25 protein-coding genes are annotated in these 17,284 nt (G+C 34.7%); 7 read left to right on the top strand and 18 right to left on the bottom strand.

Annotated elements, in window-relative coordinates:
• Window positions 1-135: 135 nt before the first annotated feature.
• On the top strand, window positions 136-558 hold the full coding sequence (locus tag ACFSTH_RS05615; protein WP_377770210.1) for a hypothetical protein: 423 nt from the start codon (window positions 136-138) through the stop codon (window positions 556-558).
• 27 nt (window positions 559-585) lie between these two features.
• Here the strand turns inward: ACFSTH_RS05615 and ACFSTH_RS05610 are convergent, their stop codons facing one another.
• Window positions 586-1,008 carry a GNAT family N-acetyltransferase gene (locus tag ACFSTH_RS05610; RefSeq protein WP_377770211.1) on the bottom strand — a complete coding sequence of 141 codons (423 nt, stop codon included), beginning with the start codon at window positions 1,006-1,008 and terminating at the stop codon, window positions 586-588.
• 431 nt (window positions 1,009-1,439) lie between these two features.
• Here ACFSTH_RS05610 and ACFSTH_RS05605 point away from each other — a divergent pair, with 431 nt between their 5' ends.
• The gene (locus ACFSTH_RS05605) at window positions 1,440-1,934 is read left to right on the top strand and encodes a GNAT family N-acetyltransferase (protein ID WP_377770212.1); all 495 of its coding nucleotides are present in this window, start codon (window positions 1,440-1,442) and stop codon (window positions 1,932-1,934) included.
• Window positions 1,924-2,496 (top strand): hypothetical protein, encoded by a 573-nt coding sequence (locus tag ACFSTH_RS05600; RefSeq protein ID WP_377770213.1) that lies wholly within the window; start codon window positions 1,924-1,926, stop codon window positions 2,494-2,496. Before ACFSTH_RS05605 ends, ACFSTH_RS05600 begins: the two co-directional genes overlap by 11 nt.
• Before the next feature lie 11 nt (window positions 2,497-2,507).
• On the opposite strand, the gene ACFSTH_RS05595 is transcribed toward ACFSTH_RS05600, so the two are convergent.
• From ACFSTH_RS05595 to ACFSTH_RS05575, 5 genes are all read right to left on the bottom strand, one after another.
• Window positions 2,508-2,786 carry a hypothetical protein gene (locus tag ACFSTH_RS05595; RefSeq protein ID WP_377770214.1) on the bottom strand — a complete coding sequence of 93 codons (279 nt, stop codon included), beginning with the start codon at window positions 2,784-2,786 and terminating at the stop codon, window positions 2,508-2,510.
• Window positions 2,787-2,789: 3 nt separating this feature from the next.
• On the bottom strand, window positions 2,790-3,029 hold the full coding sequence (locus tag ACFSTH_RS05590; protein WP_377770215.1) for a helix-turn-helix transcriptional regulator: 240 nt from the start codon (window positions 3,027-3,029) through the stop codon (window positions 2,790-2,792).
• A 530-nt stretch (window positions 3,030-3,559) separates the two neighbouring features.
• Window positions 3,560-4,552, bottom strand: coding sequence for an LLM class flavin-dependent oxidoreductase (locus tag ACFSTH_RS05585; protein WP_377770216.1), 993 nt, complete (start codon window positions 4,550-4,552; stop codon window positions 3,560-3,562).
• A 16-nt stretch (window positions 4,553-4,568) separates the two neighbouring features.
• Window positions 4,569-4,811, bottom strand: coding sequence for a DUF896 domain-containing protein (locus ACFSTH_RS05580; RefSeq protein WP_377770217.1), 243 nt, complete (start codon window positions 4,809-4,811; stop codon window positions 4,569-4,571).
• 117 nt (window positions 4,812-4,928) lie between these two features.
• Window positions 4,929-5,405, bottom strand: a complete 477-nt coding sequence (locus tag ACFSTH_RS05575; protein ID WP_377770218.1) for an RrF2 family transcriptional regulator — start codon at window positions 5,403-5,405, stop codon at window positions 4,929-4,931.
• Between the two features lie 378 nt (window positions 5,406-5,783).
• On the opposite strand from ACFSTH_RS05575, the gene ACFSTH_RS05570 reads away from it, so the two are divergent.
• Window positions 5,784-5,939 (top strand): hypothetical protein, encoded by a 156-nt coding sequence (locus ACFSTH_RS05570; RefSeq protein ID WP_377770219.1) that lies wholly within the window; start codon window positions 5,784-5,786, stop codon window positions 5,937-5,939.
• A gap of 148 nt (window positions 5,940-6,087) precedes the next feature.
• Here ACFSTH_RS05570 and ACFSTH_RS05565 read toward each other — a convergent pair whose 3' ends face one another.
• From ACFSTH_RS05565 to ACFSTH_RS05530, 8 genes are all read right to left on the bottom strand, one after another.
• Window positions 6,088-6,825: an SDR family NAD(P)-dependent oxidoreductase gene (locus ACFSTH_RS05565; RefSeq protein ID WP_377770220.1), complete on the bottom strand. Its 738-nt coding sequence runs from the start codon at window positions 6,823-6,825 to the stop codon at window positions 6,088-6,090.
• A gap of 48 nt (window positions 6,826-6,873) precedes the next feature.
• Complete coding sequence (locus ACFSTH_RS05560) at window positions 6,874-8,352, bottom strand: M56 family metallopeptidase (protein ID WP_377770221.1); 1,479 nt, start codon at window positions 8,350-8,352, stop codon at window positions 6,874-6,876.
• On the bottom strand, window positions 8,349-8,708 hold the full coding sequence (locus ACFSTH_RS05555; protein WP_377770222.1) for a BlaI/MecI/CopY family transcriptional regulator: 360 nt from the start codon (window positions 8,706-8,708) through the stop codon (window positions 8,349-8,351). The genes ACFSTH_RS05560 and ACFSTH_RS05555 overlap by 4 nt, the downstream gene beginning before the upstream one ends.
• 178 nt (window positions 8,709-8,886) lie before the next feature.
• A complete protein-coding gene (locus ACFSTH_RS05550) occupies window positions 8,887-9,021 on the bottom strand; it encodes an HAD hydrolase family protein (protein WP_377770223.1) in 135 nt (44 codons plus the stop codon).
• The gene (locus ACFSTH_RS05545) at window positions 9,006-9,191 is read right to left on the bottom strand and encodes a hypothetical protein (RefSeq protein ID WP_377770224.1); all 186 of its coding nucleotides are present in this window, start codon (window positions 9,189-9,191) and stop codon (window positions 9,006-9,008) included. Before ACFSTH_RS05545 ends, ACFSTH_RS05550 begins: the two co-directional genes overlap by 16 nt.
• 157 nt (window positions 9,192-9,348) lie before the next feature.
• The gene (locus ACFSTH_RS05540; protein ID WP_377770225.1) at window positions 9,349-10,530 is read right to left on the bottom strand and encodes an MFS transporter; all 1,182 of its coding nucleotides are present in this window, start codon (window positions 10,528-10,530) and stop codon (window positions 9,349-9,351) included.
• Window positions 10,531-10,583: 53 nt separating this feature from the next.
• Complete coding sequence (locus ACFSTH_RS05535; protein WP_377770226.1) at window positions 10,584-11,399, bottom strand: MerR family transcriptional regulator; 816 nt, start codon at window positions 11,397-11,399, stop codon at window positions 10,584-10,586.
• Between the two features lie 558 nt (window positions 11,400-11,957).
• On the bottom strand, window positions 11,958-12,917 hold the full coding sequence (locus ACFSTH_RS05530; protein WP_377770227.1) for a helix-turn-helix transcriptional regulator: 960 nt from the start codon (window positions 12,915-12,917) through the stop codon (window positions 11,958-11,960).
• A gap of 109 nt (window positions 12,918-13,026) precedes the next feature.
• Here ACFSTH_RS05530 and ACFSTH_RS05525 point away from each other — a divergent pair, with 109 nt between their 5' ends.
• Complete coding sequence (locus ACFSTH_RS05525) at window positions 13,027-13,506, top strand: GyrI-like domain-containing protein (protein ID WP_377770228.1); 480 nt, start codon at window positions 13,027-13,029, stop codon at window positions 13,504-13,506.
• 276 nt (window positions 13,507-13,782) lie between these two features.
• On the opposite strand, the gene ACFSTH_RS05520 is transcribed toward ACFSTH_RS05525, so the two are convergent.
• The 4 genes from ACFSTH_RS05520 to ACFSTH_RS05505 form a co-directional block, all read right to left on the bottom strand.
• Window positions 13,783-14,256, bottom strand: coding sequence for an NUDIX domain-containing protein (locus ACFSTH_RS05520; RefSeq protein ID WP_377770267.1), 474 nt, complete (start codon window positions 14,254-14,256; stop codon window positions 13,783-13,785).
• Window positions 14,257-14,622: 366 nt separating this feature from the next.
• Window positions 14,623-15,684 carry an ankyrin repeat domain-containing protein gene (locus ACFSTH_RS05515; RefSeq protein WP_377770229.1) on the bottom strand — a complete coding sequence of 354 codons (1,062 nt, stop codon included), beginning with the start codon at window positions 15,682-15,684 and terminating at the stop codon, window positions 14,623-14,625.
• A gap of 185 nt (window positions 15,685-15,869) precedes the next feature.
• A complete protein-coding gene (locus ACFSTH_RS05510) occupies window positions 15,870-15,992 on the bottom strand; it encodes a hypothetical protein (protein WP_377770230.1) in 123 nt (40 codons plus the stop codon).
• Window positions 15,993-16,013: 21 nt separating this feature from the next.
• Window positions 16,014-16,217: a hypothetical protein gene (locus ACFSTH_RS05505; protein ID WP_377770231.1), complete on the bottom strand. Its 204-nt coding sequence runs from the start codon at window positions 16,215-16,217 to the stop codon at window positions 16,014-16,016.
• A gap of 422 nt (window positions 16,218-16,639) precedes the next feature.
• Between ACFSTH_RS05505 and ACFSTH_RS05500 the strand changes: the two genes are divergently transcribed.
• Entirely contained in the window at window positions 16,640-16,837 is a 198-nt protein-coding gene (locus tag ACFSTH_RS05500; RefSeq protein WP_377770232.1) for a helix-turn-helix transcriptional regulator, read from the top strand.
• Between the two features lie 4 nt (window positions 16,838-16,841).
• Window positions 16,842-17,234: a hypothetical protein gene (locus ACFSTH_RS05495; RefSeq protein WP_377770233.1), complete on the top strand. Its 393-nt coding sequence runs from the start codon at window positions 16,842-16,844 to the stop codon at window positions 17,232-17,234.
• The last annotated feature ends 50 nt before the right edge of the window (window positions 17,235-17,284 follow it).

Raw genomic sequence — 17,284 nt, 5'->3', positions numbered from 1 at the left:
GTATGAACTATCAATTCAAATGGAGGTTGAAGGATTATTACAAATACCATTTATGTACATGTCCGACATTGGCTATTTTGGTATGGAGTATATGGATTTTGCAACAAAAGTTGTAATGATGAAATTACACTTTATTTGGATAAAGAAAAAAATAAGTTTCTAGCGTATTTTGATTTGTTGACTCAATCCTGCCTCGAGAATCTACTAAGCAATGATCTTGATAAAGTTGCTGATAAAGAATACTGGGATGAAATTGAAGGATTCATCAAAGATAAGAAGGATATCGACTATAGCTATATCTACCCGAGGAATGAAGATGACATCTCTTATCAAGTAGAGCATTTTGCTCCAATGAATGAGAAACAGCACAAACCTGTTTATATCTATGTTTGGTCAAAGCTGTCAAAAGATTGGGATATACAAAGTATTGAGAATATAGTGAAAATACTTGCAAAAAATTTCTTGCATATGAACATTGAAGAAGTAGAGTTATTGGAAACTCCAACATATGAAGAAACAAAAGTATCGTATGAAAGGGATTATGAACCGTATTTATAATAAGAATTAAGGTGCAACAAATTCACACTACTTGCTCCAATTCATTTCCAGTTCTAGCTCACCAGTATCTTCATCCATTTTCTCATTCGAAATCACAAAATCTTCTCGCAAATAAAATGTAATCGCACGAGCATTCTTTTTATAAACTTGTAATGATAATTCAGCATTGTTTTCCTTGACATACTCAAGTAAAAGCTTGCCAACGCCTTTGGATTGACTAGCTGCATTTACAAATATTCCAGCAATATAGCTTCCCATTAATCCAATAAATCCCTGTATTATATTGTTACTTTCGTAAACGAATATAGTTGCATTAGGCAGCATCTCTTTAACTCGTTCATAATTCCCTTGCCAGTAACTTTTATCTATAAAATCATGAGCAGTACTATTCGTTTCAAGCCATATTTTCATAACTGCGTCTAGTTCAATAATTTCAAATTTTCTAATCATATTTCCTCCTATAATTCACTGATGTAACACTAGTTTTAATCAGCATTGTAACTTCCGGTAGCTAATGTAGAATTTTAGTTTGAAATTTCACAAGCCATATATGATTTTTTCTGATTTTTCATCTCTTAGAAAATATGCTCATTTAGAATTAGCAACTAGAATCGTTAGTACTACTTTATCTTTCAATATATCATTTAATCGACAATTTATTTCCAACTCTTATCTCACCCAAACCAAACTACTAAAAAGGTTGTTAATCGTTATATCCTCATATGACAACGAGGATATAGCCGTTAACAACCTTAATTAAAATGAGTCTAGTATTTCGAATAAACCTTACTCAACATCATAACAAATTCTCATTTATAAGTCTATATTTTTGTTAAAAAACATGTAATAATCTCATTATCTTACTATAGGAGAGTGAAATAATGGAGATCAAAGTTATTGAATTGAGCGATTCTTTCATCGATGAAGCAAGTCTACTATTAGCCGCTTATCGATTTGAAAGTGATTGGGATAATCAGAAACAGGAAGAATGTAAAGCGACATTATTATGTTTATTAAAGTTAAACCAAGTTTTCTGTTTACTTGCTCAACATGAAGGGAGTTGCTTGGGATTCCTAACCTTCCATTGGGGGTTTTCCATGACAAAGGGATTACCGATATTAAAAATTCAAGATGTTTTCACTTTACCGAGCTATCGTAAACTTGGTATTGCCAAAACGCTTATCAACCATACCATAGAAATTGCTAATAATTTTGGCGCTCATCGACTGCAACTAGAAACAGATACTGACAATATTCCTGCTCGTACCCTTTACTCCAACATCGGATTTGAATGGATAGCACATAAAGAAGTCTTTATGTTGCCGCTCAAGCAATGGAAATACATTCACCAACAGGAGGAGCGTAATGAGCAGTAATAAAAAACCTTTTGTCGTATCCATTTCGGCTGTTTCAGGTGGAGGAAAAACAACTATAGTAACAGAATTAAAAAAAATACTCGTTAATTCTAACGCTCTATATTTTGATAATTATAATTTTGATGGTCCTGATGATATTTGCGAATGGGTTGAGAAAGGGGCTAATGTTCATGACTGGATACTTACACCCATAGTAAATGACCTAAATAGTTTATTAGCAGCAGAGCAACAATCTGCCGATTATATACTACTTGACTATCCTTTCTCCTATTTGCACAACGAAATGAGTAGCCTGATTGATTTTACTATATTTATAGATACTCCCCTAGATGTTGCTATGGCTCGTCGATTGCTCAGAGATTATACAAACCGCCCAATAGATCACGTAAGAGCTGACGCTTGTAACTATATTGCTCGCAGCAGAGTAGCCTATATGGAAATGCTGCAAACTGTAAAACCAAATTCAGATGCGATTATCGATGGTTGTCTGCCAGTAACTGAAATTGTAAATAAACTACTAGCAATTATATTAGATAAAAAGGATAGCTTACAAATGAGATAAGTCCTATTTTACTAAGCTTTCTTTCTCTTCTCAAAGAATAAAAGAAGTAAATAAACTAACAATGATCCAGCAAATATGTAATCTAAATAAAGCTGATATATAGCTATTTCTAATGTCCAATATTTAACTACCAGATTTAGAACACTGTAGCCTAAAAATAATAAACAGAATGAATAAAGTAGTGGGAAAAATAAAATTTTTCTTCCCCTTTCATCTTTTCCTTCTCTAATCATAAATACAACATTAAAAATCAAGCCAAGTGTAATAAACCAACCTAATATCATATGCATTTGTTAACTCCCTTCCTCCTCATCATCTTCATCAGGCTCAAATAAAAAAATCTCATTAATATTCTTTTCAAAAACGTAAGATAATGCAAATGCTAGTTCAAGTGAAGGAATATATTTATTATTCTCGATTGCCGCTATCGTTTGTCTCGTCACATCTAATTTTTCAGCTAAATCACTTTGCGTCCACCTCCGTTCTGCACGAAGCATATAGATTTGGTTGCTTATCGTTCCAAAATAAAACATATTATTAAGTCTCCTTCCATCTATAAAGTAACATAAGTAAAACATAATGTAAAGTAACATTAACATTATGTTTTACTTTATTTACAAAAATTATAGATCTGCTCAATATTAATAAATAGCAATCTTCCTTGTCTACAATGCATTATTTTATGATCTCAAATCTGCGTACTCATAACACACATAAAAAAACCGCATAATCATTTTCATTACCATCTAATTCTTGCATCAGAATTTCTAGTGGTTCCAAAAAAATACGATTTTGAGTAACTGTAGGACGTAAACAATAACTCTTTTCTTCAGATAAATTTTCCATAGTAATTCGCAATGTATAGTAAGATGTGCATATCTATTTAAAAACCCTCCAGACTTACTATACTCATTCGGAATATACCTATGTTTACTTTTTTTATTAACTCATACATTATTACTATTAAAAAAAGCACTACAAGAAAATCAATAAATATTGACTTTCTAGCAGCACTTTATCATTTTTACAATAGATTTTAGTTGCTCTCCTACTACATTTCATCTCAAAATAATTCTTTTGCAAGTAATCGATAAACATCAAGGCGCTTCGCTTGGGAATGAGGAATGCTACAAATCATCGCTTCGTCAAAACCGTATTGTGCTTGCTCCTCCTGTAATAGGCTTGCAATTTCTTTCGCCGATCCGACTAAATGAATTTTCCGATTTTCTTTTATAGTCATCCGATCAATTTCCGTCAACGGGTAATCCTGCGCTTCTGCAGGTGTCAAAATTTGTCCTACCTTGCCCCTCATAAACATTAAGCGCCAAATATCTTGCGGCATCGCCTCATACTCCGCTTCCTCTTTTGTTTCGGCTGTTGTCACCATATAGGTAACATTGATTTCTGGTTTCTCCATAAAGGCTGAAGGTTGAAAATTGTTTTTATAGACGTCCAAAATTTCCTTACTCATCTGACCATTAAAAAATTGGGCAAAAGAATAACCAACACCCATGCGACCAGCTTGCACAGCACTATTTCCACTAGAACCGAGCAGCCAAGCTTCTGGCAGAACAATCTGGCTAGGTGTGGCAATTGTATTTTTATATAAGTCATCAACTGGTACTACGTCGTTTATCAGTTGCAGTGCGATTTCGAATTTTTCATACATATTATCTAACATCGGGTGGCGTCCTTCAGATAAAGCATAAATAGAGTGGCGATCCCCTCCGGGAGCTCGACCTACACCAAAATCAATCCGTCCCGGCGAAAATGCGCTTAACGTCTTGAACACTTCCGCCAATTTCAATGGAGAGTAATGCATCATCATCACTCCACCAGTACCAATCCGAATATTTTTTGTTTTAGCAGCCAAGTGAGCTGCCGTCACTTCAGGTGCTGAGCTTGCAAATATAGTAGTTGCATGATGCTCTGCCATCCACATTCGCTTGTAGCCCAATTCATCTCCTAAAATAGCTAGCTCTGCAGCATATTGCAACGCATCAGCAGCCTTATTCTCTCTTGTAATTGGGGCTTGATCCAAAATACTTAGTTTCATCGAAATTTCATCCTTCCTAATGAGCTTTTTCTTTCGCTGCATTCGCTTCTTTCTCTTTACGCAATTTGTCCGGAGTTACTTCATTACCAAGTGCGTCAAGCACAGTTAACCCTGCAAAAGTATTAACCACTTGTCCACGAATTTCTCGCAAATAATCTTCACGCAATACTTGTTGCTCCACCCATTCCGCATTTGTCAAACCTTCTTCACGCTGTTTTTTCGCTAAGGCATTTATCCGCTCTAAATTTTTTATCATCATTTCTCTTCCTTTGCTTTTAATTGATAGTATGTTGCATTTGTATATGCATATTATGCAAAACCATTATGCGATTGAAATTCTTCCATATTCCTCCCACCAAACCATAACGCATTTCTATTACAGCACCATTTTTTCTTGTATCCAATCTTGCAGTTCTTGAACTTTCGATTGATAGTTTTCTTTTATTTCTTCATATAATGAAGCAATTGTTTCGCGCTTCAGCACAGATTTCCATGATGACTCCGCTTCCTCCATTAATTCTGTCAATAAACAACACCCTTCATCCTCCAAATCAAGAATGCCATGCAGCACACCACTAGATGAATAAAGCGATTGTTGTCCTTCTATAGCAAGATAAACATCATAAATACGAATATCTTCCGGCTTCTTTCGCAGTCGGAATCCTCCCTTAACCCCCGGCACTGAAGTAATCAAATCTGCACTTACTAACTTTCGCAACAATTTTTGAAAATACGTCGGTGAAGCTCCCAATTGTTGACTGATTGCCTCCCCAGGTAATACCGCTTTATCTGGTAGCATATTCAACATAAGAATCGCATATACGGACTGTTCCACCCCAGTTTTCATCTGCATTTATCATCACCACCTTATTTTTACTACCTACTTATACATCACACATCTTTGTTAAACAAATTAATATAACATAGATAATCATTATCTATGTTAGTTTAACTTATTATTATCTCAAAGTAAACCTACTTGTACTTTTGGTCTCAGCTACCTTGACTACTTGTTAAAAGTCGCCCTTAAAATTCAGATTTAACTGCTCAAAAAACAGTTTATGAAAAAGAAAACGAAAAGAGATTGGCAGTTGAACGAAGACAGAAGATGGAGGAAACCAAAATAACACAAGAAGTAATCGTCGAAAAAGCTAGCATTATTATGCAAGACGATACATAAAGCTTTATATCCTGATATGATTCAAGTTATTGTAAGAAATAAGTTGTATCCATGTTAGGATTTGACTTCAATGGGTTACCAATAAAAATAAAAAAAGAATATGGAGATAGTTCTTTCGAATTTATTGGTCATGCTGAAAATGTAAACATTATATTGGAAGCAACTTGCAATGCTTGCTACATCACTAAAACTAGTCTAGCTTTGTAGCAAGCCGATGATATAAAAAATTATTTCACAAAATTTTACACAAGCGTATAAATGTCGTGTAACAGTTGATTTAACAAAAGTAATACCATCGCATAAATCCTCACTCTAAAAGTTCAGTATTTTCCGTTACATTATAACGCCAATCGGATTAATATAGTCTAATAATATCGCTGTTCTTTTTTACTGAAGATTCAATTAAAGATATTAAATTCAATGCTACATCGGCAGGTTCAGAAAGGTGACCCTCCGATTTATGTTTTGAAAACAAGTCAGATAATTCGAAATCAGAAGTTCGTGCAATGTGTTGCAAATTCGTATCCATCATTCCAGGATCAACAGTAAAGATTTGAACTGAGTTTGGTTTTCCATCTTGCTCAAGCCCTATACATTTGGAAAACATATTCAATGCCGATTTAGTGGAACAGTAAAGACTCATGCTTTGAGCTGGATATTGCGCTGATGCAGAAGATATGTTTACAATCCTACGATTAATTTTCCATTCAGATGTTAGTCTCATAAAGTTCGAGGTAAGTATAATGGGCGTCGTTAGATTTAATTGTACATTTGAAATGATCTCTTCTTGCGTGCAATACTGAATATCTTTAATGGGGGATACTGACGCCGCATTGTTGATAAGGGTAATCGAATTAATATTAATCGGATCAATTGTTGCCAAAATATCCTGCATAATAAGAGCTACTCTCTCCGCATAACTAAGATCAATTGAATAAAATTTATATCTATACCCTACAGCTTGTCTTTTGATATCGTCATTTTCTGTTCGGGATAAGCAGAAAACAGTGTTTTGCTCTAATAGCAATTGTCTTGTGAGTTCAGCTCCAAGCCCACTTGAAGCTCCGGTTATTATGTATACGTGGTTTGACAAATTCTCATCTCCATTCATATTTTTTAATTTGTTTATATCTTCACTAGTCTAGATTATTTCAGTAATTTCACCAATATTAGAATCCGTTGCAGTTACATTGTATAAACGATCAATAAGTTGCCTCATGCTGGTTTCGTCTGATGCATAATGCCGGACATCCTCTCCAAACATTTTGTCGACTTGATCCCTCTTGACTGTAATGCTATAGGTTGCTCCATCATATTGTCCTGTGTTCTCCATGATCAAAAAAGTTATATAATCAACGTTATCAATTAGACTTAATAGCATTATAGAGTTACGGTAAAAAGCTTCACTGTCTATTGTCTCATCTATGATTGTATCCGCATCGTCACTTATCATATAATGGATGATTGCTCCATAAGGTTGAGCTTTCGTTTGAAGCTCTAGCATAGTTACTTCAAAACCTGTTGGCGAGGGCATTCCACTAACGAGACCGCCTACCTTCGTATGGTTACCTACATAAAGTGTTTTATTGTCCATAAATTTTTCCACATTATATCCGAAATAGGACGATTGGGACGTTTGTTGCAATGATTGCGGCAAAGGTTTAGGATTGGCTGTACATCCTATTACCAAGACTGCGATAACGAACATATATCCCACCACCATCCAAGAAGAAGGTTGACGATAGGAGAGAATATTTTTAATTCTAGCCTTTACATGACTCTCTCCAAAAGCAAGAGGACTTCCGGTTGAAAACATATTTCTGTTGATAGAGAGAGAAAGTAAAGCAGTCGAATAGCTGCCTTTAATATGGTTACCCATCTTGTCTATGACATGTTCATCACAGGACATCTCCATATCTTTGCTCATGAGAGCATATGACAGCCATATAAGTGGATTAAACCAATGAATAATAAGCAGAATAAACGCAAAAGGTTTGATCAAATAATCTCGTCTTCTAATATGAGTTTGTTCATGTAGCAAAATATAAGAAAATTCACGCTCATTAATGCCAATTGGAATATATATTTTCGGCTTAAAAAAGCCAGAAACAAAAGGTGTTGAAATATAATCCATCTCGAAGATGTTATCTTTCACAAGCGTTGCAAATCGAACGTTAGCCCTTACTTTTAAATACGAAATAATGCTGTGAAGAAGTAGATATATTACTCCCAATATCCAAACTATGCTTCCCATCCACAACATCAATTTTACAAGATCTGTGCTTGCCATCGGTGTAGCGGCTGGAAAAGACGTACTAAAAAAACGGCTTACTTGACTAATTCCAACGTCCAGAATAGGATTTTTGAACATATCAATTTCTTGAGGAATAAACTCTATATATCCAGTGTCCGTTGTAATCTTAGGCTGTAAGAGTCGTAATATACTTAAATTTGAAGTAAAGCTGATGGGGAGAAGCAATCGGATAGCTACGACTAACCATAGAAGATAAGAAAATATTTTAGGAGCCCGCTTCAAAAGCAATCTTATGATGATAACTGCTAGTGCTACGTAGCTTGCTGTAATGCTCATATTGACGATGAATAGAAACAACTTCGTCATCTAGTTGCCTCCTCAATAATCCGTTTCAACTCTGTAGCTTCCTTCTCAGATAATTTCTTTTCATTCAGAAAAGCAGTTAAAAATTGCGGCAAAGACCCATTGAAATTTCTTTCAACAATAGTTTGGCTTTCGTATTTCAGTGCTTCTGCTTTCTTCACAATGGAAGTAACCATTGCATCCTCGTTCTGAAGAATTCCCCGCTCACATAGTTTTCTTAAAACAGTGTAAGTCGTGGATTTTTTCCAACCTAGCTTTGCCTGACTTAGCTTCACAAGTTCCGTAGAATTAATAGGCTCATTATCCCAAACCAAACATGCAAATTTATATTCAGCATCAAACAATTTATAATTTTCCATTCTAATCCCCTTTTCGACAAGTTTATCATAATAAACCTCATATACGTTAAGTTTATTGCAGTAAACCTTACTTGTCAAGGGTAGGATTAGCAACTCAATTTGGCCAAACTTTCTTGAGGTTTTATAAAAATACACTGTGTCTCTAAGGGTGATGCACCCAAAAGGTAACTTGGCTCGTCTATTTGCTAACAAAATCATTATTAGCAATTGATTGCACCACAAATTTCTCGAGTGCAACAGCAACACCGTCATTATCATTGGATTCGGTAATGTGTTTTGCACAATTTTTCAGTTCAATTATTGCGTTTTCCATAGCAATTGGAAATCCACACCTTCAATTGCTTTAACCAAAAATTCACTACAAATCTTGTAAAACTCCTCAAAACTGTCCGAACTATTGCAATAGTCCTCTTTCGAGAAGTCCCAACGCATTTGAACAAGTTCATCAACATCGTTTAATGTAGCTAATCGTATAATTGCCATACGTTCGCCTCCTTGTTATTTTCTTCTGTATCGAAGGGGACATTGCTAGAATCTCACTTTACATAAATATTCCACAAAAAAATGAAAACCCCTTCCTATCAAAGGAAGAGGTTGAACATCTATTATCAAACAGGTTATCTTGCATTCAATTTTGTTCCTAACATTTTTCCATCACTGTCTTATTACTAGAAATTCGCTCAAAAGCAACTAGCATTATAATCATTACTAAAGCGAGAACTACAATGCCGGCACTGACCCAACTAAGATTCAATACAGACGTACCACTTATGACAAGACCACCTAATCCTGATCCTAGGGCGAATCCAAATTGAATGAACGAAGTGTTCACACTTAAGGCGACATCAGGAGATTTTGGTACCAACGTAACTAAATATAATTGCTGTGCTGGTGAAGTACTCCACGTAGCTACCATCCAAACCATAATAATAGCAATAACACCGACCAAACTTTCTCCAGTTATTGCGAGTAAAATCAACATAAATATTTGTAGTATTAATCCAGTAAAAATCGTAAACTTGGGACCTTTTTTATCCGCAGCTATTCCTCCAATACTGGAGCCAATGAAGCTACAGATTCCTGCAAGTAATAAAATACTACTAATTTTTGCAGTGGTGAGATTTGCTGAAGCTTGTAAGAATGGTGTTAAATAGGTGAATAATGTGGAATAACCACCTACATAAAATAACGTCACTGCAACTGCTAACACAATCCTTTTGTCTTTTAATATGGCTAATTGCATACCAATCGTAACTGGTTCTTGTTCTTTAATAGTAGGAACACTCTTATAAACAACGAGTAGTGGAATAACTGTTATTAATCCAATGAATACGAATAATGCCCTCCATCCCATGATCTCACTGAGAAATGTGCCCAGTGGTACCCCAAAAACTAAGGAGCTACTTAAACCCATCAAAATGATCCCAATAGCACTTCCCCTTTTTTCATGCTCGACAAGGCGAGTAGCAACAGCCATTGCTACAACAGTAGCAATTCCACCACTTACTCCTTGCAAAATTCGTGTAAAAAGAACCATCTCAAAGGAATGACTAAAGAAAGTGAGAAAATTACTCAAAATGAAAATGGTAAGCATTAATAACAATATTTTTTTGCGGTCAAAATTAATGGTGAGAGCAATGACAATAGGTGCACCAATAGCCGCTGAAAGTGCGAATGAAGTGACCAATAACCCAGCAACAGATGTAGTTACACTTAAGTCAGTTGCTACCATTTCAATAATACCTGTAATAATATATTCAATCGTTCCTATTAAAAAGACTGCTAAGGCAAGCAAATAAATGACTGTTTTATTTTTCGTCAAAATATTTCTCCTTCGTGCAACAAATTATGCTAAAATTCATCAGAAATCTTATATTATCGTTCAATTGGGATTTGAATTTCAATTAATCTATCTTCTTCATTTTTTGCAAACGGATAATAAATTTCTCTACCTGGTTGATCTTGCTTCACTCGATATCCATTTTTTTCTATCCATGTAGCCAAATCAACACAAGCTGTTTGTGCAAAAGTTGATTTCGAACGAAATAGTAGCGTAGCCATCATTGTTTCAGCTGGAAGAGAACGGATATATAATTCCTTAGGCAAAGATGCCACTTCGCCTTTGATAGAATACCCTACTTCAAATTCAAAGTCGCTTTCTTTTTCTGCTGATTCCCTCCATAGTACGATTTGAGGTTCAGTTAGCCATTCTCGATTATATTTATCCAATAAATGATTGAATTTCTGAAAGAGAAAAGGAATATCTTCTACTGATCCATAAGAATGAAATGAAATAAGTCGCTTACTTTCAACTGCTTTTATAATAACCTCTTGCTCTCTTTCAGCACTTCCTTCCCGTCCGATTAACTGCATGCGTTCTTTAATACGGACTAATTTTTCTTGTTCTTTCTCCAGCAACTGTTGAATTTCACTCTCTTTCAGCTTAAACATGCCTTGAATTTGTTCTACAGAAATTTTTTCATGCAGAAGCTGCGCTATTTGCTTTAAGGTAAAACCTAATTCTTTGTATAAAAAGATCCGATTTACTTCAAGCAGTTGCTCTGCCGAATAATATCGATACCCTGTATCTCGATCTGTTTTCTGGGGCTTTAATAATTCAATTTGGTCGTAATATCGTAACGTTTTTACGGGAACTTTACTTAACATAGAAAAATCACCTATTTTAAACATCTTAACTCCTCCAATTTTTTTATTTGATCAAAGTATAAACCCTTTAGTAAGGGGGAAAGTCAATAAATTTTTTGAAAAATATTTTGGTAATACTGATATAAGGATAGGTTTTACAAACCAATCCTTTAAAATACAGCAGGAGCAATGGTCAGCTAGGGTTACTATGCAAACTGTAAGCAAATTAAATTAAACAACCAGTTGTCAACTAAACATCGACAACTGGTTGTTTAATTTCATTTTATTCGCATTTTTTTACAAAAAATCACACTTGTCCAGTGAATCTATCATTACTTTTTCCTATTACTTTGATATCCCATTCGCTCAGCATTCCTGTAGAGCGAATGGGATACGCTTATAAAAAGTTTCATTTTTCTAATCAGGCTCGTTATTGTATGTTGGCTCCTTTCAAGTGTTCAACCTCATTTACTAGTCTTTGAAGAATTTCTATTCCTTTTCTTGTACAATCTACACTCAGTTGATATTAAAGAAATAATCTTATTAACCCATTTCTTGTAATTTGGCTTGATCTTAAAATTTTGGCGAATCATTTTCATTTTATTATCCCAACAAACATAGTCTCTCCTGCATAGCTTCCAAAACTTCTTCTGGCACTTCCCTGACCTTGATATCTCCGCCTAAGAAGAGTAGCCAATTTGTTATTTCAGTCAATTCTTCTGCATGAGTAACGTTGATAAAAGTCTTTAGTATAGCTGTAGTTTGGTAAGAATTTGTATACGAAATGGAAAATTGTAAAGGATGATACTTTTTGAACTGAGCAATCGCCCTTGGACCAAGTTCAATGATAAGATTGATCACTTCTTCTTGCTTACTTAGTTGCTCTAAAATCTTTTTTTTACTTACTCTTCTTTTCTCGGGGAAGGCTTGGACATCAGTGAGATTGTCAACAGCAATAATCAGCCTCTTTTCTTCCTCCAAATCGAAACATTCCATTTGCCATACGTTTTTTTCGCGATAAAGATGTAAAAGATAAATGGAGTAAGATTTAATTTCCCTATCTTCTTCTACGAAAACCGATAAGTAACTATCCAAAAGAAGCATTTTTATGAGCTTTTCTAACATCGGGTGAGGCAAGTCTGACAAATCAAGCAGATCAGGATTATGAGGATTGGTCCCTTCAAAAAGCAATATTTGATTTAAAAAAACAAGGTCGTCCTGCTGGTTTTGTGAAATAAGTCCAAGTAATTTTTCAGCAAGTGACTGACGGCTCTTTAGATAAGGAAGCTGTTGGTTTCTTGTAGCCATAAAGGCGATAAACAGAGCTTTAATTTCAGCATCAGTAAAATGAACAGTGGGCAAAATAGAATTATTCATAACAAAATAACCACCATTTCTCCCTACTTCAGCGACAAGCGGCATCCCCATAGCTTCAATTTCTCTAATATCTCTAATGGCAGTCGAGCGAGAGATGTTGAATTCTTGCATAATTTCAGAAACAGTAAAATGGGCGCCATTGTTGATATACCTCATAATAATATTGATCCGTTCAACTTTTTTCATCGGCTCCCCCTAAACAGTATCATTATTTGACATCATTTAAGGGTATTATAAACCTATCAAGTGAAAAACTAAACATTTGATAAATTCAATGAAGAGGATGATTTTGCACATGGCTAATTATACTATTGAAGAAAAAGATAACTTCACTGTTTTAGGTATTGGAGTTGAACTTAAAAGCAGTTATACCGATTATGCTGGCATAAACAAGGAAAAAGCTGATTTTTGGCAGCGCGTTCGCCAAGATGGCACACTTGACACTTTAAAATCTATAGCGACAAATAAATACATTTTTACTGTGAACGAAGCGATAAACAACAAAATGATGCATTATGCTGGTGTCATGACAGACGCCTCCGTAGCAGTAGAATCTAGGGATATTCAATTTCCTAAAGGGGAATATCTCATTATAAAAGGAGAAGCAGCGACATCGGAGGAACTAAGCAATATGCTTACTGGCATTGCCTTTGGTCAAGTCTTATCGGAAGTAACGGACATTGCCTATGTCGGTGGGCCAAATGCATCCGTTGAAATGGGACAAAGAAACGGTTTAGTATTCGGTGAAATGTGGATTCCTGTTGTTAGGAAATAAGTAGACCATAGATAACCTTACATGTGGTAAATGTTCGTTTAAATATTCAAATAATAAATACTAGCATTGGTCAACCTGACCGAAGTTTGTTTAGGATGCCAATGTTAGTATGTTTTTTGATGAAAAAAACTACGTGGAGTTGAATGTGGGGATTAACTGCTGCAAGCAGTTTTATACAGGTATCGTCTCCGTTCGTATTCGTCACTTTGGGTTATTCTATTGTGACTCTTTTTGAACCAAGATAGTGTGTTCTACAACGTAACTGGCATCTTTGAATCAAACCTCAAAGTCTGCTCTTTCTTGTTGGTGTGAATTAAAAATATACTTTGGATAATTGTTTGTGATAGATGGTATTTGAAATTCAGAAAAATATTTTAACTCCTTCATTTCTTCATTGTCAGGATTCAACTCTCCACCTATAATCTTACAATCAAAAACAATACTTAGGTATTCAACCTGATGTCCATTAGAATATGTAAATCGACCTCCTTCACCACCATAAACTCCTATTATTCGTTCAGGAAGTATTATTAATCCCGTCTCTTCTTGAACTTCCCTTATTATCGCTTGTGCAGGAGTCTCACTCAGTTCAATCGCTCCAGCAATAAGTCCCCAATTCTCTTCATTATGCTTTCTTCCAAACAAAATTTCCTTATTTTCATTTCTAATTATCCCTACAACCGATGGCATAAAGATAAGTTGATTTCCGATTTTCTCTCTAAGGTTTTTGTAGTATTCTGACATACCCATCATGTTAACTCCTCTCGTCTTTTCAATTATGTTTTATAACGTCTGTGCATTCACGAACTCGCATCAGCTTAGATAGTTCTTATTTATGTTTCAATTCCCCCACCAGGGAAATTCCAAGAGTAACTTTTCACTTAACATGGTCTTAAAGATAATACATATAACGTTCTTGTATTCACGACATCCATTCCTCTTAAATAGTTCTTGTCTTAGACAAATGGAATTGTCCGTAGCCTATACTTCTTGGGATCGCTTCTGAGGACCTAAATCCGAATGGATCGATACGTGAATATGGTATTATCGGATGTTAACGTCGCCTTCTAGTTACTTACTATCCAACCTGATCTTCTATATTCATAGCACTAACTTTTATTGTGTTTCGATCTCAGAATCATACTCAAAATCAATTATGCGATCAACGTATATGCCTGGATTACTTAAAAAGCTTTTCCAACTCATATCGTGTAAGATATAAAACAACTCGTGTTCAATGTCCACGCTTACAAACTTATTCAAACTTGGACACCAACTTATAAACCCAAATCCTTCGAAATTATCTAACTCCAACAGGAGATTATACAATTTAAACTGGTGGAATTCGAAATATACAACATCAAAAACCGTTCCTAAAACTAAATAACTACTGTAATTGTTGGATTCATAGTCAATTCGTTTCTCATTAACCCCTAGTTCCTTTATAACTACCATAGGTAAGCCATCATTTATTAATTGTTCTACTCGTTTTCGATAATCGTGAAATTCTGTACGATCATGTGATTTGAGATATTTCTCAATTTGGAAATGTTTATAAAATCTAGCATAGTTATATGCACGGCATCCCAATTGATCTGTTATTGTAGTGTCAGCACCGTGTTGAATTAAGTATATTACCGTTTTCAACTGATTACCTTTAACAGCAGCAATAAGCGGTGTAATGCCATGTGAGAATACATTGCTACTCGGTATAAAATAATTAATATCGACACCCTTATTTAGAAGAAGTTCTACAAAATGATTTCTTCCATCATATGCACACTCTATAAGCGTGCTTTCACCAGTAATACTAATATCAATTCCTAAATCAATAAGTGCATAAGCACCTATTTCATTATTAGAGGCAAGAGCTCTGCTAAAGGCAGAGTACCCAACACGATTAATTGCATTTATATCTGCTCCCTTTGAAAGCAAATATTCGAATAAATTACGATCCGCACATCTAGATGCATCAACCATCACATCTTGAGGGAGTATTGCTCCGTTTTCAATGAACAATTTTGCTATTTCAATTTGTTCATAATCAAAAGCACACTCCAAAAAAGAATCATAACAACTTACAGATTGATTAGGATTTAATCCTGATTGTAATAGTAATTGAATACGATCTAATTCTCCTTTTTGTATAAGGTTCTTTATTGATTCAGATTGTTCCATAATGAATTCAACTCCTTTAAGAATCTGCTTTAATTACCATAACATTTCATGTGTTCAACACATCTATGCACTTAATATTATTTATATATAACATCAAATGACTCACAAACAACCGGCATAAATTCATTGAATTCCAGTCCCACACGACCACATTCTCTATGAAAGAATGGTTCATGTACAGACTTTCAATAAGCAAGACTTTTATCTCCTTCGCCTTCTAATGCAGCGAATTCTGTTACATCACTATAACTTACAATACTAATTTTAACTGATTGAATAATGCACTTCGCATTTCGATACCAATCCAAAATAACCGATATTTCACCTACCTATGGAAGTGGAGCACTTTCTTTTTCGTAAACCCATAAGCTAGATGCAGTAGCCCTCTTTTCGCCTAACAATACCAATTCTGCTAGCGCATTAGCACTCGTTTCATTATCATCAAAATGCCATGCAGTATAACGCATCGCAAAAGCTTGTTCATCAGTGAGTGTACTTAAATACGCATTCCATAATTGCTTCTCAGTCATCATACTAACTCCCTCGTACATTTGTATTTTTTAATACTGTAAAAGTAAACATCCGAGCTATAACAGATGTTTCCCAGTCACAGCTACTGCGACGTAATTGCTAATAGGGGAGTTTGCCTAATTCTATTGTTTTGCCTATTGTACCATCATCTACCTGTAAACCATTCCATTTTTGTAACTTTTATTTTAGTCAATAAATATCTCTCTAAGCACATTAATCTTAAAATAATTTCCCCACCATTTTTTTGATAATGAAGAACCATGACCGTGAACTCTATTCCTTTTAATTCATACCTTTTGCAAAGAAAATGTTCTATGTGAAGTACTCTTTCGTTGATAAATTGTAAAGTTAACTTGACATAAATAAATGATAATTGTAAAGTATACTTAACGTAAAGCAGACTTTACTTTGAGTAGGTGATAAAGTGAAAAATAATATTAAAAATATGCGTGCAAAATATAATTTAACTCAGGATGAATTAGCTGAACGGTTAGAGGTGTCAAGACAAACGATTATTTCAATTGAAAAGGAACGATACAATCCATCTATTACACTTGCCTTCAAACTTGCACGTGTTTTTAATTGTCAAATTGAAGATATCTTTATTTATGAGGAGGGATAAATATATGGCTTCTTTTAAGAAATCAAAGCAAAATCAAATCATCTATTTATGTTTAGGAATTTTATTGACTGCTGTTGGTATTTATTCAAACTACGAAAACATAATGAAAGGTGAGTTTCCCGATACCATTATGTTGCTAGCTGCGGGAATTAATCAGTTATTACTGGCATACATATCACCGCATATTTTTCCGAAAGATGAACGTGCAAAAGAAATTATTGGAAAATCTATGACTTTGAACTACTTTGTTCTTTTTGTTTCAATACTTGTATTGTTTTTAGCAACTGGTTCATTAGGATTGTTAACATTAGATGCAACGCAAGTACTTATGTTACTTTTTTGTATTATGGCAATTGCCATACCTGGTACAATGGTCATTTATTCAAAAATTATCTAGCTAGTCCATCCGGCTCAATATTGCCGCTTATCCCAACAGAAAAACATTTA

The sequence above is a fragment of the Paenibacillus yanchengensis genome (genome assembly GCF_042684845.1).
GTDB classification, from domain to species: domain Bacteria; phylum Bacillota; class Bacilli; order Paenibacillales; family Paenibacillaceae; genus Pristimantibacillus; species Pristimantibacillus yanchengensis.
The sequence above is the reverse complement of the archived record's forward strand: the minus strand, read 5'-3'. Positions and strand labels throughout refer to the sequence as shown.

Coding starts and splice junctions, on each gene's coding strand:
- ACFSTH_RS05610 (WP_377770211.1), bottom strand. CDS start 1,008: ATGATTAGAAAATTTGAAATTATTGAACTAGACGCAGTTATGAAAATA.
- ACFSTH_RS05605 (WP_377770212.1), top strand. CDS start 1,440: ATGGAGATCAAAGTTATTGAATTGAGCGATTCTTTCATCGATGAAGCA.
- ACFSTH_RS05600 (WP_377770213.1), top strand. CDS start 1,924: ATGAGCAGTAATAAAAAACCTTTTGTCGTATCCATTTCGGCTGTTTCA.
- ACFSTH_RS05595 (WP_377770214.1), bottom strand. CDS start 2,786: ATGCATATGATATTAGGTTGGTTTATTACACTTGGCTTGATTTTTAAT.
- ACFSTH_RS05590 (WP_377770215.1), bottom strand. CDS start 3,029: ATGTTTTATTTTGGAACGATAAGCAACCAAATCTATATGCTTCGTGCA.
- ACFSTH_RS05585 (WP_377770216.1), bottom strand. CDS start 4,552: ATGAAACTAAGTATTTTGGATCAAGCCCCAATTACAAGAGAGAATAAG.
- ACFSTH_RS05580 (WP_377770217.1), bottom strand. CDS start 4,811: ATGATGATAAAAAATTTAGAGCGGATAAATGCCTTAGCGAAAAAACAG.
- ACFSTH_RS05575 (WP_377770218.1), bottom strand. CDS start 5,405: ATGCAGATGAAAACTGGGGTGGAACAGTCCGTATATGCGATTCTTATG.
- ACFSTH_RS05570 (WP_377770219.1), top strand. CDS start 5,784: ATGTTAGGATTTGACTTCAATGGGTTACCAATAAAAATAAAAAAAGAA.
- ACFSTH_RS05560 (WP_377770221.1), bottom strand. CDS start 8,352: ATGACGAAGTTGTTTCTATTCATCGTCAATATGAGCATTACAGCAAGC.
- ACFSTH_RS05555 (WP_377770222.1), bottom strand. CDS start 8,708: ATGGAAAATTATAAATTGTTTGATGCTGAATATAAATTTGCATGTTTG.
- ACFSTH_RS05550 (WP_377770223.1), bottom strand. CDS start 9,021: ATGGAAAACGCAATAATTGAACTGAAAAATTGTGCAAAACACATTACC.
- ACFSTH_RS05545 (WP_377770224.1), bottom strand. CDS start 9,191: ATGGCAATTATACGATTAGCTACATTAAACGATGTTGATGAACTTGTT.
- ACFSTH_RS05535 (WP_377770226.1), bottom strand. CDS start 11,399: ATGTTTAAAATAGGTGATTTTTCTATGTTAAGTAAAGTTCCCGTAAAA.
- ACFSTH_RS05530 (WP_377770227.1), bottom strand. CDS start 12,917: ATGAAAAAAGTTGAACGGATCAATATTATTATGAGGTATATCAACAAT.
- ACFSTH_RS05525 (WP_377770228.1), top strand. CDS start 13,027: ATGGCTAATTATACTATTGAAGAAAAAGATAACTTCACTGTTTTAGGT.
- ACFSTH_RS05520 (WP_377770267.1), bottom strand. CDS start 14,256: ATGGGTATGTCAGAATACTACAAAAACCTTAGAGAGAAAATCGGAAAT.
- ACFSTH_RS05515 (WP_377770229.1), bottom strand. CDS start 15,684: ATGGAACAATCTGAATCAATAAAGAACCTTATACAAAAAGGAGAATTA.
- ACFSTH_RS05505 (WP_377770231.1), bottom strand. CDS start 16,217: ATGATGACTGAGAAGCAATTATGGAATGCGTATTTAAGTACACTCACT.
- ACFSTH_RS05495 (WP_377770233.1), top strand. CDS start 16,842: ATGGCTTCTTTTAAGAAATCAAAGCAAAATCAAATCATCTATTTATGT.